Raw genomic sequence first — 16535 nt, 5'->3', positions numbered from 1 at the left:
TTCTTAACACGTGCGTATAGAAACTATCTGGCTTGGCCGTGGGGGTCAGGGAATCGTCACTGCTACATACATCATCGCAAATGCCGCTGTTATGGACGGATTCTACGCCATTGCAAACCCAGAGTTTGGCGCAGAGAGAAGAGGCGCGCCTGTCAAGGCCTTTCTCACTATAGATAAAAACCCCATTGAGGATTTAGAGCCCATCAAGACGCCGGATGCCGTCATTATATTTGACGATAAACTTATCGACTCCATGAGATTTGCTATAGATGCTGTAAAGCCCGGTGGCTATGTCATTGTAAACAGCGCTAAGCAACCCGAAGAGGTGCGGAAGATTGTAGGGAGAAACGACGTCTATATCGTAGTGGTGGACGCAGTCGGCATCGCCATGAAACACGTGGGTCTCCCCGTTCCAAACGGTCCGCTGGCTGGCGCCTTCTCCAAGGTGATGGGCTTCCCCAGGCTTGAGTCGATAAAAACCGCATTTGAGAACCAGCTGGGCAAGGCCGTGGAGGAGAACTTCGCCGCCACGAAGGAGGCTTACGAGGTGGCCGTTGTCCTCAAGCCCGAGAAGGTGGAGGCCTCCGCGAAGCCGAAAGGGGTAATATCCACCACATCGGCCTTCTTGACCGGGCCCTACGAGCTGGTGGGTTGGCAACAGGTGAACAAGGGCGGCGCCGTCGGCCCCGGCAGCAGCTTGCAGTATCTCACGGGCGGCTGGAGGATAGAGAAGCCCATTATAGACCACTCCAAGTGTATAATGTGCAGAAAGTGCTGGCTGTATTGTCCAGACGACGCCATAATAGAGGCTTGGAGGGAGGCGCCGGGGCCGAGAGGCCGCATCTTTAGGACTAAGGTCATCGACATCGACTACCAGTACTGCAAGGGCTGTGGGATCTGCGCAGAGGTCTGTCCAACAAGGGCAATACAGATGGTGAGAGAGATATGACAGCCCAAGCCCTGGTCCCGAGAGAGAAGAAAATAGCCCAGAAGAGGATAGCGCTAACTGGAAACCATGCAGTTGCCCTAGCCGTCAAGATGTGCAGACCCGATGTCATCGCAGCCTACCCAATCACCCCACAGACCCCAGTGGTGGAGAAGCTGGCCGAATATGTAAACAACGGCGAGCTAGACGCCGAATATATACCGGTCGAGAGCGAGCACAGCGCGATGTCTGCTGTTATTGGAGCATCGGCAATGGGCGCCCGCACCTTTACAGAGACCTCATCACAAGGCTTGATGCATATGTATGAAAACCTCCCCATCGCTGTAGGTCTAAGACTGCCAATAGTCATGGGGGTTGCGGCAAGAACAATATCTGCGCCTATCAATGTGTGGGGCGACTACAGCGATGTGATGACTATGAGAGAGCTGGGTTGGATCATATACATAGTCCAAAATGCTCAAGAGGCCTTTGATACAATCATACAAGCATACCGCGTTGCAGAAGACCAGAGAGTCCACCTACCTGCCGTAGTGGCTTACGACGGCTTTTGGACAAGCCACGTCCTTCAGCCGCTTGATGTACCGGAGGACGAGGAGGATGTCATGAGATTTGCCCCCATCACCAGATCTTGGGTTAAGCTCGATGTTGACAACCCGCTTCAACTTGGTGCTGTAGGGACGCCTGAGTGGTACTGGGAAATAAGATGGCAAGCAGTTGAAGCCTTGAGAGAGTCTCTTAAAGTGATAGAGGAGATAGATAGGGAGTTCGACAAGTGGTTTGGCAGGAGCTATGGCCTTTTTGACACATACAGACTAGAAGATGCAGAGCTGGCCATAGTGACGTATGGCTCCATATACGGCTTGGTGAAGAAGGTAGTAGATAGGCTTAGGGAGGGGGGCGTCAAGGCCGGCGCCTTGAGGTTACGCGTGATTAGGCCTTGGCCCGGCGACAAGTTACGTAAAGCGCTAGACGACATAGAAAAAGTCTTCGTGATAGATAGGGCAATTAACCACGGCGGACCTCTTATAGGGCCGATGGCAACTGAAGTTGCGGCTACTCTACAGAGGCCTGTCTACAACGCGTTGGCGACTATCGGCATGAGGGCGATAGACAGCGACATGATATACGAAGCGGCTGTAAAGGTTGCCAAGGGGCTGTGGGCCCCTAACCAGACCTACACAATCGGCTTGAGGGGCGGCTATGAGTAGCGGAGGCCGCTTCGCTAAGATCCCTGTCTACATCCGAAAGAACTACATGGTGAAAACTGCGGTGAAGGCGGCTGAGGAGTATGAGGGACAGTACGAATATGCAACCTTTGAGCTTCCAAATGAGGAGCTCTTTCTGCCAGGGCATGGGCTTTGCGCCGGCTGTACTATCGGAGTAATTGCAAGGCACATGCTGAAGGTCTTCGGCCCAGACACCATCATTATAAACCCGACGGGCTGCGCCGAGGTCTCCACGGTGGTCTACCCGCGCACCAACTGGGCTGTGCCGTGGATCCACGTCGCTTTTGGAAACGGCGGATCGGTGGCCTCTGGCATAGAGGCTGCGATCAAGGCATTGAAGAGGAGGGGCGTTATTGACCCCAATAGGAGGATAAACGTGGTGGTCTTCGCCGGCGACGGAGGAACTGCAGACATCGGCTTCCAAGCCCTCAGCGGAATGTTGGAGCGGGGCCACAAGGTGATCTACATCATGTACGACAACGAGGGCTATATGAACACCGGCATACAACGTAGCGGGACAACGCCCTTCGGCGCCTCTACCACTACCTCGCCTGCGGGCAAGGTGGTTCCTGGCAACATAAGGCATAAGAAGCCCATGGCAGCGATCGCGGCCGCCCACGGCATCCCGTATGTCGCTACGGCAAATCCTGCCTACGTGCACGACATGGTGTACAAGTTCAAGAAGGCAATGGAGGTGGACGGCCCCTCCTTCATACACATACTACAATCCTGCACCCCCGGCTGGCGCTTCGAGCCGAAGTACGCCATCAGGGTGCTGGAGTTGGCAACGGAGACCGGCTACTGGGTAAACTACGAAATAGAAAACGGCGAATTCAGAGTCACACTGCCGGTACCCAGGAGAAAACACGTCAAGTGTTTCCTCCAGCTTCAGGGCAGATTTAGACACCTTAAGCCAGACGAGATAGAGTACATACAGAAAGTAATTGATCGCGACGTCGAGGAGATAAATCGGCTCATGGGAAGGGAAGTCATAGGCCCCCTCGACCCTTCTCTGCCCTGTCTCACCGAGCGGAAATGATAACCCACCTAAAGATATTTGGAGTAGCGCTGAAATACGTCTTCCAACGCCCCATCACAGTAAGGTGGCCGGAGGAGAGGAGAGACTACGGAGATCGTATTAGGGGCTTTATAATAAACGACAGGACTAAGTGTATAAGTTGCCAGCTGTGCGAATCCGTCTGTCCCGCCAAAGCCATAAGGTTCCACTTGGAAGCGGATGGGAAGAGATATCCTGGCATTGACTGGGGCCGCTGTATCCTCTGCGGCTACTGCGTAGATGCATGTCCCACCGGTTCTCTTAGACATACAAATAACACAGAGATCGTCTGGACAGATCTAAATGTATATCGTAAACCAAATGAGATGGATCCCGACGACGTAAGTCCTATCGTTGGCACAAAATCGCTTGTATAATATGCCCATCCCAAGCGATATATTTGCCGCCGTTGTATTTCCAGGGGTAATGGGAGTCTTCGGATTTTTAGTAGTGGCTATTTGGCTAGAGAGAAAACTTGTGGCTAGAGTCCAATGGCGCTACGGTCCCCTATATGTGTCTAGAAGATTTGGCGGATTTCTCCAGCCGATCGCCGACCTTGTCAAACTTGTTTTTTCCGAACTTGTGTTACCTACTCACACCAATAGAGCTCTCTTCGCCGTCGCCCCCATTATCTTATTTTTCGCAGAGGCCATCCCCCTGGTTTTTATAGCGGCGGCGCCGGGGTTTGTCGTTGTTTATCATCCCCACGGCTTAGCTATCGCCCTGGTGTTAATACTGCTCGTGGCCGTGCTTGTGGTGGCTATGGCTTGGACTGAAGCAGATAAGTTCACCTACATTGGGGCGGTGAGAGAAATACTTCTAACCGCGGCGTATGAAGTACCCCTCCTCCTATCGGCTTTAGCCATGTTTCTACTCTATAAATCTGCGGATCCCTTTGGCGTTGTAGAGACCCAGAGAGAGCTATGGGGCATCTTCTTAAACCCGCTGGCGTTTGTCACATATTTTGTGGCTCTACTCATGGCTACGACTAGGCTACCTTTTGAAATACCAGAGGCCGAGCCCGAGGTAGTGTTAGGGCCATATACAGAATACGGCTCCACACTTTTTATCTACGCCTTTGGCTCTAACTATGTCAAACTATACACTCTTTCGTTACTCGGCACGGTGTTATTTCTCGGCAGCTGGACTCCAGCAGATGGCCTCCTTGGCGTGGTTATTACAGCAGTAAAAATGGCAGTGTTTATCATCCCTGCCCTCTTGGTAAGAGCTATCTACCCCCGCTACAGAATTGACCAGGCGCTGGCGTTAGGCTGGGGCAAGTTATTAGTGCTCTCAATAGTTGCTGTGGCCTGGTCTCTTGTATTACTATGGTTGCGTTAGTACTCTTCATACTCCTCTTTATAACACTTCTAACGGCTCTTGTGGCAATAAGCTACTTTCTAGCCCCCCGAAGGCCCTCTGAGGTAAAGCAGAGGAGATTTGAGGCAGGGGGGCCGCCTTATGGAACTATTCAGAGGAGGTTAGTTATGCAATACATTGGCTACATCTACCTAGTGACTACTGTAGAAGCCACACTAGGCCTGGCCATAGTTGCCGTTTTAACAAATGAAAATATGCTACCGCTTAGTCTCTCCCTAGCGCTCCTAATGGCTATACTAGCCGCAATTGTAGCCAGATATTTCAAAATCCTAGCTGACGTGAGAAAATGGAGTTAACAACCTCTGTATCAACCTCTAGAATATTAGACGATTGGCTGATATCTATCTCGAATTTGACGAATTTTTAATTATATAAAATTTCAGAAATTCTTATATAAAGAAAAAGAGGCGAAACTAATGAGGGGGGCTATCTCTCAAGCTGTTTCTAGAGTGGCCAGATGGGGCACGAAATGGTCTCTCTGGCCGCCACATTTAGTTACCGCTTGTTGTGGCGTCGAGTTTGCACACACCTTTGGCCCCGCTTATGACGCCGAGAGATTCGGCATGTTGCCTATAGGTAGCCTTAGGCAGAGCAATATCCTAATCTTGGAGGGCACTATAACGCTTAAGATGGCTAAATTTGTAAAATATATATACGACCAAATGCCTGAGCCTAAGTACGTAATCGCCATGGGGGCCTGTGCCATTAAGGGAGGCGTCTTCTATGGGAGTTATCACATGGTTCCCGCCTCCAAAGTTGTCCCAGTTAACGTATACGTCTCCGGCTGTCCGCCGACTCCAGAAGCTGTTTTAAAGGCTGTGGAAAAGATACAGAAGCAGATAGACCATGCAGAGAGTTGAGTGGCCCTTTAACCTACAGTTTGGCAACACCTTCTATATACAGAACGAGGAGGAGCTGAGAAGAGGCGAGAGGGGACTTGTCGTGGTCGTCGGCCCGCAACATCCAGGCTCAGGCCACATGAGACTATTCGTGGTTTTAGACGGCGATATCATAAAGGAGGTGGTACCGGACCCCGGCTTCGTCCATAGAGGCATGGAGAAGCTGGCTGAAAACAGGCCCTACTGGACCCTTATCCCCCTGGTAGAGAAGGCCTCGATAATGGACAGTATGAACATAACCCTCCCCATCACCCTAGCCCTTGAGAAAGCCCTAGGTCTAGAGCCGCCTCCCAGAGCAAAGTACTTAAGGACATTAATGGCGGAGCTATCACGTATAAGAACACACCTCTACGACCTCGCGCTGTTGGGTATATTTCTCGGGCACTCCACGGCCTTTATGTGGAGCTTCGCTCTCATGGATCTCTACGCCGAGGTCTTTGCGAAGATCACCGGCGCTAGGACAACAGTGGCCTACCCAGTCCCCGGCGGCGTGAGACGAGACATAAAGAGGGAACACCTCGAGGCCGTGGAGAGGTTGCTCAAGAAGACGGAAGAGAAGCTGAGAGACCTCAAAACTATCTTCCTCGACAACCCAGTGACCAAGGCCCGCCTAGAGGGCGTCGGCGTGATAGACGCAAAACGCGCCGCAGAGCTAGGCGTCGTGGGACCCTTCGCCAGAGCCGCCGGGATAGACTACGATATAAGAAAGATATATCCATATGATGCATACCCAGAGATAGAGTTTGAAATAGCGACAGAGAAGGAGGGAGACGCACTTGCTAGAGTAATAGTTAGATGGCGAGAGATTTACGAATCTATAAAAATAGTTAAACAGATTATAAAAGAGTTGCCTCAAGGCGATGTAATAGACGAGGCTCTGTTGTTTAAAAACCCTGAATATCGTAGAGAAGGCATAGGAGGCGTATTGGGCGTCTACACCTACATATATCCTGAGCCGGGAGAGTACGCCGCAGTTGCCGAGGCAGCCAGAGGTACCACCTACATCCACCTCTGGACAACCGGCGCCCAGAGGGTCTACCGCATGCGCTACGTCACCCCGAGCTGGCGCAACCTAAAGGCCATGGTGGAGGCCATGAAAGGCGAGAGACTCGCCGACATGCCCGCCGTGTACATGTCATTCGGGTACTTCCCACCAGAGGCGGATAGGTGAGTATGCAGATCCGCCTCTTCGACCTAGACCAGCGCCGGGAGGTCATCGTCGACATAGACGGCAAAGCCCACGTCACAGAGCTGATAAGACGCCTGAAGGAGATGGGCGTCTTGAGACAAAACGAGGCGGCTATGATAGGCGTCCCACTAGATGAGAAGAGGATAGCCTACGTACCAGCCGCGAACGTAGAACAGCTAGTGGCCTACGCCAACCAGAAGAAAACAGTAATCGCATTCAGACGATACCCGCTCTACGGACTCACCACCACGTAAACCGAAACTCACCACAACAGACTTCTAACCCCCAAACCCAGACAAACCGGTAGCAACACAGCTACACATGCGCCTACTACATACCATAGATGTAGATAAACGACGGGAGAAGATTCCCCCGGGTTGCTACAGACGTACGCCTAGTGAAAAGCTATCGCAGTCTATGTATACCAAGTTAAAGCCGCCGGCCTGCAGACGCCAGCCTAGGCACCGTGTACACAATCAACGGGCGCCTGCGCTACACGATACCTACATCTCTACAAACCTACAGCAGACTCATAAATAGAAACCGCCGTGTGAACCTACGTCAAAACCTTCTTGAGCAGATAATCCAGCCATGACGCACAGATACGACAGAGGTGAGAAAAAGACAACCCCCTCCCCACCCTAAAGGGTGAGGCTTTCGGTTATAACGAACTTTACTATCCTAGGGTTTAGCCCATCAGTCCCCAGTCTGGCACTTTGAAGTCCTTACGTAGTGGGTAGAGGGGTTTGCCTGTTTTTTCGTCTATGCAACAGTCTGGGTCTAGTAAGAAGCGTTTGCCCATGTGTGGGTTTCCTTCGAACCATATGCCGAACATCTCGTGGCACTCTCTCTCGTCATAGTCCGCCGAGGGATATATATCGGCTATAGAGGCTATCTTGGGGTCGTTGCGCGGGATCTCGGCTCTGACGTGTAGGAGCTGGTTTTTGAGGTCTGGGTTTAGGTATGAAGCGTAGACATACGTCACCAAGAACTTGCCTTCGGCCATGTAGTCCACGGCGCTTAGGGAAAGGACATGATCGAAGCCCAACTCCTTTAGCTTGGTAGCGACTTCTCTCACCTTTCCGGGGGGCACCATGAGACATAGGTGACCCTCTGGCGTCACGCCGTGGTTCAAGATGGCGTCTCCCAACGCCGCCTTTAGTTTCTCAAGCAACGGGTGGTCGGCAGGGGGTGGGCACTTGGGTGGTATTTTCGCCGACATATTACCCAGCCTGTTGAGCCATGGGTTTTGGCTGTGGCTTTGGCGGAGGCGGTAGGTACGGCGTTAAGTCCACCTTTGTCGGCTCGACGTAGGGCCCTGGCTGGCCCTTGATCTTGTTGTGAAGCATTATAAAGGCTCTAATTACAGCCTCAGGCGTCGGCGGGCAGCCGGCTATGTAGACGTCTACAGGCACTACTGTGTCCACCTGAACCACGTGATAAGAGTTCCAGAAGAGGCCTCCTCTGACAGCGCAAGCCCCCATGGCGATTACGTACTTAGGCTCGGGCATTTGTTCATACACCATCTTGAGAACCTTTGCCATCTTCTTAGTTATAGTTCCCTCCACCAATATGACGTTGCTCTGGCGCATAGTGTGGAAGGGCAGAACTCCCCATCTCTCGGCGTCGAAGCCCGGGCCTGAGGTGTGCGCCACCTCTACTCCACAACAAGACGTGACTAAGTGTACTGGCCAAAGACTCCACCTCACGCCCCATTTAAATAACTTCTCAAGTTTGGCCTTCTTAAGTAAAAACTCTCTTAAAGCTTGTGACATACAGATTAGGGTAGAAAACCCTTTATATACGTTGTTATCTACATTTGATGACTGAATGGTTCGGCGCTGATATATGACGATTAGCCCTACACGAGGATAGTTAGCCCCCTTTTGCGGCTCCCGGCCCTCTCCGGGAGGGCTCAGGGCCCGCCCGGAGTCGCTTGGGCGATCGCGGGCGAGGGGCTCGGGTCATTGGGGGCTGGCGGCGCCGAGGCCCAGGACCAGGGATGTGGTTCATAGGTGGAAGAGTTTATAAAGTGAGATAGCCGCCGAGAGGGGAAAAGCAAGTTGTTTTACCTTTCGGAAGATCTCCCAATAACGTCTCTTGGCCCATATCGACGGTATATTGTCTCTGTGGTCGTTGAAGCTGTAGGAGGGGCGTGTCGTCTTCCTGTTCTTCAACTCCTGTAGCTTCGCGCCGTATCTCAAACAGACTGTTGAATACAACTCTAGACACGGCAACCCGTACCGCCGTGCGGGCTTGTACTCCATCACCAACTTGACGATCTCTCCGGCGATCTGCTCCACGGCGCCACGTATCTTCGCGTAGCGCTTCGACTTGAGGTATCTCGCGATCTTCTCCAAACGTGCCTTCTTGGCCGAGTCCCCTACGGCTCGTTCGACAAAATGTGAGATCCTTTCGTGGAGTCTCCTCAACTCCTTGATTGCGCCCTCGTCTGGGAGCCTCATCCGCTTGACGATGTTGCCGTCTTTTACTACACCCGCCACGATGCCGCTGTCCAATCTATTCATGTCCATGACCACTATCGCCTTGGGTTCCACCAGTTGGACCTCTCTAGCGAAGATGAGAGCGACGTAAAGCTTTCCATACGTTGGCCCTTTGCCCCTCCGCTTCTCTACGCCTAAGAAGGCGAGTCTCAACTTGGCGCCTTCCTCATCTCTCTTCCTTATCCATTCGACGGTTTGACTCTTGAGACGGACTACGAGCGTGCTCTGTAATCTCCTCACTCTAATAACGCCGTTTCTCAAGTCGACGAAGATGGCCGCACTAGTATCTTTCTCGTTTTTAACTCTCAACTGGGCATCAAGAGGAATCGCTCTGTGGAATGCCACCTCACGCTAGAACACTTTGGCTTGCTTTATGAAGTACTTCTTGAGACCGTATTTGGGAAACGTCTCCTCAATTCCCCCGTCTCTTTCTCGCCACACTTGACTTTCAGCGACGATGAAGGTCAGGTGTGGCGTGTCTCTCGCCTTTCTCATTCTGTCTCCTCTGCCATATGAGCAAACTAAGCGGTGTACGCGACCGCGGGCTCGCCGACGCGTTAACTATGGCGGCTCTCTAGGGGTTTATCCACTATTGACGCGTCTTGGCTCGTCGCGGTGGCCATGGCCGCGGTGGTGCTGAGCGGCGCCGCGTGAGCAACATACTGATACTCGCAGGCATAAGAGACACACCGCTGTTGTCGCCCCAAGCCCTATCCCTGCCGGCGCCGATAATTGCGGCGTTGGCGGTAGACGCCGTGAGAACCACCGTAAAACAACCCCGTTTTTTAACCCACTTCCCATAAGCACCTCTCTACTGGCGGGGTGTCAACACGCCGACGGCCGTATGCTCGGATATTCCGTGTGACAGTTGAGAGAGCGGGTCGTGTCTCTCCCAACGACCTAGCTTTTCTCCCTTGCGTCATAGACGTCCATGAGCCAAACGTACAGAACATTGAAAGTGGTAACCGCCACAAAAGGATAGTTACCACATCACATATACCACCTTTTGAGAGATTTCCCAGCCGAGACGGTCTAGTTTTCTCCAGTCGTCGTCTTTAAGCATCCACCCAACTGCCCCTGCGTTTTCTACCACTTGTTCGGGGGTTTTGGCGCCTGGTATTGGATATATCCAGGGGTCTCTAATAAGCCAGTTTAAGGCAATTTGCGCTGGCGTTTTGCCATATACGGCGGCTAGGCGCTTGAGCTCCTCTATGAGCGGTTGCGCCAGCTTGAGGTTCTGTGGCGTATATAGGGGGTCGTTTCTCCTTATGTCTTCAAAGGCAGGCGGATTCTCAACACTGTATTTCCCAGTTAGAAGGCCCTTGGCGAGAGGGCTCCAAGCTATGAGGACTATGCCCTCTCTCCTGAGATATGGCAGAAGTTCTTTGTCGGCTTCTCTCTCCAGTAGATTATATCTATTTTGAGACGTGGCTATGTCTATTCTCGAGAGACAGCTCCTGGCGTAATCCAGGAGCTGGACTGGGAAATTGCTCACGCCCAAATATCTCACAAGCCCGCGGTTCACTAACTCCTCCAGTGTCCTCATCGTTTCGCATATAGGCGTGTTATGCCAACAAGCTGGCCAGTGGATTTGGTAAAGGTCGATAGCGTCTACCCCAAGCCTCCTCCGCTGGTTCTCTACAGAGGTTAGGATGTCTATTCTTCTCAGCCAGTCCCCATGTATCTTCGTAGCTATATATACTTGGTCTCGAAGGCCGAGCTCTCTTAGCGCTCTGCCAAGGTACTCCTCGCTTCTACCCCTCCCATATATAGCCGCTGTGTCGAAGAAGTTTATTCCAACCTCAACAGCTTTTGCCACCACGGCCTTTGCTTGTTCGTATGTAAAGGCCCCCCATGCATCTCCAGAAAATTGCCAGGCGCCTATGCCAATCCGCGACACCCTCATGTCTGTTTTGCCAAGTTTTACCAACTCCATAGAGACTTTCTGAATTCTATATTTATCTCTTTACCGTTTATCTCTTCACCGACCTCCTCTGCCTGTCCCTAGGCTGTTACGCCTAGGGGCTTTCTTCTCGCTCGTGTCCTTCATTGGCATCTATGACGTGCCAGGGGCCGGGCGGCTCTCCCCCAGCGCAGGGCAGAGCCCTACAACACGGCTGTTGCCGGGGTTAGTGGGCGGCAGACGTCCCCCGCCAGAGCCGTCCTCAAGCGACCCGCCCAACCGTACTAAACACATCTCTTTCTTCACCACTCTGCCATGAAAAATATAGTCTACAAGACATCCCCGCCTTAAAGGGCGAGACTTTCGGTTGTAAAGCTTTAATAGTGGGGGGTATCACCTAAATGGCGGCGGTAGTCTAGCCTGGTTTAGGATGGCGGCCTTCCACGCCAACGGCGAGGAAAGCCGTTGATCCCGGGTTCAAATCCCGGCCGCCGCATCTTTACCCCCAGATCACTAAAGCTCTGTGGTGTTTTCCCTCTCTTAGGTTTTGATATGCTTGGTTTATCTCGTCTGGCGTATATCTATGAGATATGAGTCTACCCGGCTGTATTTTGCCGGAGGCCGCCAAGGCTAAGAGCTCTGGTATGTCAACTCTTGGTCTATAGCCGAGACTTCCCACAATTTTTATGCCGTTCATAACTAGGTGGTTTGCTGGAATTTCTATTTTAGAAGAGCCAAGCCCTGTCACTAGGATTGTCCCGCCTCTTCTCACAATTTCTATCGCAAGTTTAAGATCGGGGGTTGGCTTGGTTTCATATACCACGTCTGCGCCTTGTGGCAATATGTCTCTTATGCTCGATGTTGGATCCTCCGTTACAGCGTTAACAACATGAGTAGCGCCCAACTCCTTTGCTTTTTTAAGCGCCATCTCTCTTATATCGATTGCTATTATAGGATAAGCGCCGAGAGCATTGGCAAGTTCTACCGCCGCCAGCCCAACTCCTCCTACGCCAATTACCACAAGCGAAATACCTGGCCTTACCTCAGCCTCTTTTAGCGCTCTGTAGGCTGTTCCATAGGCACATGAAATTACCGCGGCAGTGTATACGTCCAGACCCTTTGGTATTGGAAAAACTGCGGTCTCAGGCACTACCATATACTCGGCATGTCCTCCATTGAGTCCGAGAATTCCAGGCATTCTTGTTGCAGCATATGGGCAGTAATTTTCTTGGCCGTGGACACACCAATAGCATTTTCCACATGGGATTATCCATGATACTACAACAGGATCTCCTGGAGATAGACCGTGCGGGTTTTCGCATCTAGGGCCGAATTCTACAACCCAGCCCGACACCTCATGTCCTAATATAAAACCATCGGGCGGCGGTATCATTTCGCCGTCTAATATATGTAAGTCTGAGTGACATACGCCGGTTGCTGCGACTTTTATAAGCACCTCGCCTTCGCCTGGCATCGGCGTTGGAATTTCTGACAATTCTAGATTGCGGGTTGACGATCTGTAGAGAGCTGCCCTTATTCTTATAGGTATTTTCATTCTATACCAACCTTTTGTGCTACTTTTATCATAGCCAGTGCTGCTGAGGCGTATTGAGCTAGCGTTGCAAAACTGCCTTTTTTGACTTTGATTTTGCCTAAAACCATGGCTGGTATTGGCTGTAATTTCCCAGATATTACATCAAGCCACGTCTTGTAATCAGCTTCAAGGATATATGGCGCGTCGGCTTGTGATATAGACTCGCCTGTGTATACCTCTACTCCGTGGCAGTAGCCATGTTTAAGATATAGTTTCATAGCCGATCTCTCGCCAACGCCAAGTTGAGAAGGTGTGTTTGTCACTAAGAAGATTATATCGCCCTCCCATCTAGTGGCAGCGCTTCTATACTCAGCAGATTCGTTTAGAGCCCTACAGAATTCTTCAGCCCATTCTTTGCTTGGAAACTTCGCCATATATAAAAATTCAGACTTATTTAAATACATTGTTTATTTTTAGAAATTTTTAAGTTGAGAAATTGCTAAGGTGAAAAATTTTGATACAGTAGCATATCCGTTTTCACGTGGTATTTAGGACATATATATCTTATAGGTGCTTTAGAAAATAATTTCTGACGGAGATTTCCGTCTCTCTAGTTTACTTTGTTTTAGCTGAAGATGTTGTATATAACATGGACGTGTGAAGGTCTCTCTTATACACGGCAATGTGTCTACCGTTCGATCGATCTTGCTATCTTATCTATGATTACCGCCACGACGCTTAAATCTAGGCAGACGCCTTAGTGTTTTCTCTCTAGTAGAAGGTCGAGAGATTTCCTCTCTAAAGTGCTGAGAGCTTCTTTTAAGGCTTTGCATCCTGCCGTATCGCTCTCTTTACATTTCTTATAGCGTGCTAACGCTTTCTCTGCCAACTCTTTGTTGACCTCTGTGCTTCTCCTGGCCAATGCTTTGAGAATCATGGCTGTCTCTGTGACGCACTCCAAGTCGGGGCCCTGCGTTTTTTCAATTGTGCCGTCTCTTCTATAGGTGGTTAGATATACTGAGCATGTGTCGTAGTCGTAAGAGATCTCGACTTTTTCTATCTTAGACCTCGCCGGCAGCTCAACGCCGGTTTTAAAAGTCTCTTCTATTCCAACGGCATATTTAAGTAGCTTCATACCTAATCTTACAGATTTCTTGTCTAGTCTACCGAGTAGTTTATACGCCACTCTTTTCAAGTCGGTTATTTCTTCAAAGGTGAGTTGAGAGGGGTCTTTGTTTAATATCTCATCTATTTTATCTAAGTCTTCTACTGTCAGAGGTTCTGTCGTAGATATTTTCTTTAGAGCATCTGCCTCTACTTGTGTAACTAAGCCTTTTGATACTAATAGCGAGGTTAAAAACTCCATTAAGATATAGTCTCTTTCTCTCTTCCTAATTATCTCGGCGTAGAGAGGAATTAGATATATCTCAAGCGATTTAACTAGCCTATACATTATGAGACCTAGTATTGTAATTGAGACAGCAATTGTAGTGATAAACAGAAGCGTTAAGTCCACAGAGAGCTACTTGTCTATCTATAAAAATGTTTTATAAAATGTCTTTAGAGAGGTCTATGAGTTGGAATTTAGTTGTAGCCACCGGCTGGCGGCAGGAGAGACTATGTTTGGAGGAGTTGTATAGAGTTGGCGATATCGTTGGAAGACGAGTTGAGGAGGTTTGGTTCACTGGGTTTGACGGCTTGTTAACTGCCAAAGTAGAGGGGGACCCCGTGGAGTTTGTCAAAATGCTCATAGATGTGGTTAAAAGCGGCTATTATATACCTAGGTATATCCTTAGAGTGACGCCTATTATGACTGTTGTAAAGACCGATTTAGACGAAATACAGAAGGCCGTGGGCGAGCTGGCCGAACGCTATATTGCGCCACAGGAGAGTTTCAAAATTGAGCTTAAGAAGAGGGGCGTAAAGTTCGACCGCATGTCGGTTATTGAATATGTCGCCAGAGCGGTCAACCGGAGGGTAGATTTGACAAAACCTGACAAAGTCGTGTGGATTGAGATGTTCCCTAGCAGAACCGGCATCTCTGTAATTAGAGAGGATGAGACCTTCTCACTTATGAGATCTAGATCTGCCACATGAGAGAGGAATACGTAGAGGTCGGGGGTAGGAGAGTAAGATATATCGCTGGGGGAGTTGGCAAGCCGTTGGTCTTGCTACATGGCTGGTCTTTTAATGCAGATACTTGGGTTGAAAGCGGGATTTTTCCCGCTCTGGCTAAACACTACACTCTATATGCAATAGATATGCCATATGGCACAAAGACAAAAAGCGAAAGATTTAGCGCCCCCCGCCAGGAATATGCCGAATTTCTCCGAGGAATTTTAGACACGCTGGGTCTTGTAGATCCGCCGCTCGTAGGGCCGAGCGCCTCTGGTGAAGTTGTTTTATGGTATGTAGCGCGGCGGCTTCCGACAAAGGCTGTGATTGTAGTAGGCCCAGTGGGTCTCACAGAGGAGTTGCTCACGGCAGTTGCAGAAATAGATGTGCCTATTCTAGCCATATGGGGTGAGAGAGACGAAATCTCGCCCTCCTCTAATGCCAAATTGTTAAGGGGTAAGAGGGTAAAGATAGCGATTTTAAAAGAGGCCGGACACGCCGCATATTTAGACAAGCCCAGCGAGTTTATAGACGTCGTCTTAAGCTTTTTGAAAGAGTTTTACTAAACTCTCGGCAAGGCGAACTGCCTGTCTAGTCTCGCAGGGATTGTGTGTCCTTACTACGTGGGCGCCGTTAAGAACGGCTATTGTCTCGGCGGCTAGAGAGGCCGGTAACACTTCGTCTGGGCTTTCTACGCCAGTTATCTTCCTGAGGAAGGATTTTCTAGACACGCCTATTAAAATAGGCTTATTTAACGCCCTGAGTTTGGCTAGATTAGCTATTATGTATAGATCCCACCTCCACCACGGCCATTGTTCATCTCCGTGTCTATACTCGCCTCTGACTACATAAGGTTCGTCTCTCTGTGGAAGTAATGGAAAGCCTATCCCAGGGTCTACGACTATTTTTCTCTGATCTACGCCACATTTTTCAAAATGTTCTAGGGATTCTCTTAACGCATAGACAACTCTAGCCACAGGGTCTACGCCTCTTCTCGCCTCTTTTTCTCTAGCTACTACCACCACCGAGGCGCCGTAATCTGCAATAATGCGGCATATCTCTGGGTATAGCTTCCCCCCTGTGACGTCGTTTATTATAGAGGCGCCTACCTTCAAGGCGTATTCAGCCACTTGGGGCCTGTATGTATCTACGCTTATTGGAACCTTTACGTTTTTTATAATGTCTGGCAAAACGGCCTTAAGTCTCTCTAGCTCTTTTTCCGGCGGGATCCATGTCTCTAAATACGGCGCCGTCGACATTGCTCCAATGTCTATTACATCGCTATATTTCTCTAATTCCATAGCTTTTTCAACGGCATTGTGTATCGCCACAGAGCCTTTGAAAAACGACTCTGGCGATATGTTAAGCACAGCCATTATTCTCACTGGATGTCTATCTCCGACTTTAAGGCCACCTAGTTCACCCGCTATCATATGCATAAACTATATATTTTTGTTGTAGATAAAGATTATGCAAAAAGTTATTCGTAGTAAATCTTATGTATTTGAGGGAGAGTTGCCAGAAGAGATATCAACATTACTAGAGAAGTGGGGGAGGTTAGTAAAAAGAGGCGAGGTCGCCGTTTATACGATAGACTCCGGTGAGATAAAGATGCGTAAAATCTCTGAAAATCCGACGCAAGTAGTGAGGAGGATCTATATCCACCCATCTTGTGGATGTATGTTAGAAATTGACGAAACTAGAGATTTTGAACAAGGGAAAACAACCTACACCTTGTATATGAAAAAGCTCTGTCAGGAGCATAAATCTTAAGTTTAGAAT

At 49.9% G+C, this 16535-nt stretch carries 22 protein-coding genes and 1 tRNA gene; 14 read left to right on the top strand and 9 right to left on the bottom strand.

The window, feature by feature from the left end:
* Positions 1-10 precede the first annotated feature (10 nt).
* The 9 genes from ACZ49R_RS07970 to ACZ49R_RS07930 all read left to right on the top strand — a co-directional run bounded on the left by ACZ49R_RS07970 (position 11) and on the right by ACZ49R_RS07930 (position 6951).
* Positions 11-949: a 2-oxoacid:acceptor oxidoreductase family protein gene (locus ACZ49R_RS07970; RefSeq protein ID WP_464732626.1), complete on the top strand. Its 939-nt coding sequence runs from the start codon at positions 11-13 to the stop codon at positions 947-949.
* Positions 946-2154, top strand: coding sequence for a transketolase C-terminal domain-containing protein (locus ACZ49R_RS07965; RefSeq protein ID WP_464732625.1), 1209 nt, complete (start codon positions 946-948; stop codon positions 2152-2154). The genes ACZ49R_RS07970 and ACZ49R_RS07965 overlap by 4 nt, the downstream gene beginning before the upstream one ends.
* Before the next feature lie 46 nt (positions 2155-2200).
* Positions 2201-3211 (top strand): thiamine pyrophosphate-dependent enzyme, encoded by a 1011-nt coding sequence (locus tag ACZ49R_RS07960; protein ID WP_464734110.1) that lies wholly within the window; start codon positions 2201-2203, stop codon positions 3209-3211.
* Positions 3208-3606, top strand: coding sequence for a 4Fe-4S binding protein (locus ACZ49R_RS07955; RefSeq protein WP_464732624.1), 399 nt, complete (start codon positions 3208-3210; stop codon positions 3604-3606). Before ACZ49R_RS07960 ends, ACZ49R_RS07955 begins: the two co-directional genes overlap by 4 nt.
* 1 nt (position 3607) lies before the next feature.
* On the top strand, positions 3608-4570 hold the full coding sequence (gene nuoH, locus ACZ49R_RS07950; RefSeq protein WP_464732623.1) for an NADH-quinone oxidoreductase subunit NuoH: 963 nt from the start codon (positions 3608-3610) through the stop codon (positions 4568-4570).
* Complete coding sequence (ndhC, locus tag ACZ49R_RS07945; protein WP_464732622.1) at positions 4558-4905, top strand: NADH-quinone oxidoreductase subunit A; 348 nt, start codon at positions 4558-4560, stop codon at positions 4903-4905. Before nuoH ends, ndhC begins: the two co-directional genes overlap by 13 nt.
* Positions 4906-5025: 120 nt before the next feature.
* Positions 5026-5469 carry an NADH-quinone oxidoreductase subunit B gene (locus tag ACZ49R_RS07940; protein WP_464732621.1) on the top strand — a complete coding sequence of 148 codons (444 nt, stop codon included), beginning with the start codon at positions 5026-5028 and terminating at the stop codon, positions 5467-5469.
* Entirely contained in the window at positions 5456-6679 is a 1224-nt protein-coding gene (locus ACZ49R_RS07935) for an NADH-quinone oxidoreductase subunit D (RefSeq protein WP_464732620.1), read from the top strand. The genes ACZ49R_RS07940 and ACZ49R_RS07935 overlap by 14 nt, the downstream gene beginning before the upstream one ends.
* Before the next feature lie 2 nt (positions 6680-6681).
* The gene (locus ACZ49R_RS07930; RefSeq protein ID WP_148682436.1) at positions 6682-6951 is read left to right on the top strand and encodes a hypothetical protein; all 270 of its coding nucleotides are present in this window, start codon (positions 6682-6684) and stop codon (positions 6949-6951) included.
* A 434-nt stretch (positions 6952-7385) separates the two neighbouring features.
* Here the strand turns inward: ACZ49R_RS07930 and ACZ49R_RS07925 are convergent, their stop codons facing one another.
* The 4 genes from ACZ49R_RS07925 to ACZ49R_RS07910 all read right to left on the bottom strand — a co-directional run bounded on the left by ACZ49R_RS07925 (position 7386) and on the right by ACZ49R_RS07910 (position 9696).
* A complete protein-coding gene (locus ACZ49R_RS07925; RefSeq protein ID WP_011762090.1) occupies positions 7386-7919 on the bottom strand; it encodes an NADH-quinone oxidoreductase subunit C in 534 nt (177 codons plus the stop codon).
* A gap of 1 nt (position 7920) precedes the next feature.
* On the bottom strand, positions 7921-8472 hold the full coding sequence (locus ACZ49R_RS07920) for an NADH-quinone oxidoreductase subunit B (protein WP_011762091.1): 552 nt from the start codon (positions 8470-8472) through the stop codon (positions 7921-7923).
* Between the two features lie 234 nt (positions 8473-8706).
* Complete coding sequence (locus ACZ49R_RS07915) at positions 8707-9546, bottom strand: zinc ribbon domain-containing protein (RefSeq protein WP_464732619.1); 840 nt, start codon at positions 9544-9546, stop codon at positions 8707-8709.
* A gap of 6 nt (positions 9547-9552) precedes the next feature.
* Positions 9553-9696 carry a hypothetical protein gene (locus ACZ49R_RS07910; protein WP_464732618.1) on the bottom strand — a complete coding sequence of 48 codons (144 nt, stop codon included), beginning with the start codon at positions 9694-9696 and terminating at the stop codon, positions 9553-9555.
* Between the two features lie 155 nt (positions 9697-9851).
* On the opposite strand from ACZ49R_RS07910, the gene ACZ49R_RS07905 reads away from it, so the two are divergent.
* Positions 9852-10004: a hypothetical protein gene (locus ACZ49R_RS07905; protein WP_464732617.1), complete on the top strand. Its 153-nt coding sequence runs from the start codon at positions 9852-9854 to the stop codon at positions 10002-10004.
* Positions 10005-10183: 179 nt separating this feature from the next.
* Here the strand turns inward: ACZ49R_RS07905 and ACZ49R_RS07900 are convergent, their stop codons facing one another.
* Positions 10184-11137, bottom strand: a complete 954-nt coding sequence (locus ACZ49R_RS07900) for an aldo/keto reductase (RefSeq protein ID WP_464732616.1) — start codon at positions 11135-11137, stop codon at positions 10184-10186.
* Between the two features lie 371 nt (positions 11138-11508).
* On the opposite strand from ACZ49R_RS07900, the gene ACZ49R_RS07895 reads away from it, so the two are divergent.
* Positions 11509-11600, top strand: a tRNA-Gly gene (locus ACZ49R_RS07895).
* A gap of 3 nt (positions 11601-11603) precedes the next feature.
* Here the strand turns inward: ACZ49R_RS07895 and ACZ49R_RS07890 are convergent.
* The 3 genes from ACZ49R_RS07890 to ACZ49R_RS07880 form a co-directional block, all read right to left on the bottom strand.
* A complete protein-coding gene (locus tag ACZ49R_RS07890; protein ID WP_464732615.1) occupies positions 11604-12659 on the bottom strand; it encodes an alcohol dehydrogenase catalytic domain-containing protein in 1056 nt (351 codons plus the stop codon).
* Positions 12656-13072 carry an SCP2 sterol-binding domain-containing protein gene (locus ACZ49R_RS07885; protein WP_464732614.1) on the bottom strand — a complete coding sequence of 139 codons (417 nt, stop codon included), beginning with the start codon at positions 13070-13072 and terminating at the stop codon, positions 12656-12658. Before ACZ49R_RS07885 ends, ACZ49R_RS07890 begins: the two co-directional genes overlap by 4 nt.
* Before the next feature lie 323 nt (positions 13073-13395).
* Positions 13396-14154, bottom strand: a complete 759-nt coding sequence (locus tag ACZ49R_RS07880; RefSeq protein ID WP_464732613.1) for a hypothetical protein — start codon at positions 14152-14154, stop codon at positions 13396-13398.
* 56 nt (positions 14155-14210) lie between these two features.
* On the opposite strand from ACZ49R_RS07880, the gene ACZ49R_RS07875 reads away from it, so the two are divergent.
* Both ACZ49R_RS07875 and ACZ49R_RS07870 read left to right on the top strand, forming a co-directional pair.
* Positions 14211-14735 carry a THUMP domain-containing protein gene (locus ACZ49R_RS07875; protein WP_053240266.1) on the top strand — a complete coding sequence of 175 codons (525 nt, stop codon included), beginning with the start codon at positions 14211-14213 and terminating at the stop codon, positions 14733-14735.
* The gene (locus ACZ49R_RS07870; protein ID WP_464732612.1) at positions 14732-15319 is read left to right on the top strand and encodes an alpha/beta fold hydrolase; all 588 of its coding nucleotides are present in this window, start codon (positions 14732-14734) and stop codon (positions 15317-15319) included. Before ACZ49R_RS07875 ends, ACZ49R_RS07870 begins: the two co-directional genes overlap by 4 nt.
* Here the strand turns inward: ACZ49R_RS07870 and ACZ49R_RS07865 are convergent.
* A complete protein-coding gene (locus ACZ49R_RS07865; RefSeq protein ID WP_464732611.1) occupies positions 15293-16192 on the bottom strand; it encodes a dihydropteroate synthase in 900 nt (299 codons plus the stop codon). The two genes, ACZ49R_RS07870 and ACZ49R_RS07865, sit on opposite strands and share 27 nt — an antisense overlap.
* A 31-nt stretch (positions 16193-16223) precedes the next feature.
* On the opposite strand from ACZ49R_RS07865, the gene ACZ49R_RS07860 reads away from it, so the two are divergent.
* Positions 16224-16526 carry a hypothetical protein gene (locus tag ACZ49R_RS07860; RefSeq protein WP_464732610.1) on the top strand — a complete coding sequence of 101 codons (303 nt, stop codon included), beginning with the start codon at positions 16224-16226 and terminating at the stop codon, positions 16524-16526.
* Positions 16527-16535: the final 9 nt, after the last annotated feature.

The sequence above is a fragment of the Pyrobaculum organotrophum genome (assembly GCF_055384425.1).
The sequence above is the reverse complement of the archived record's forward strand: the minus strand, read 5'-3'. Positions and strand labels throughout refer to the sequence as shown.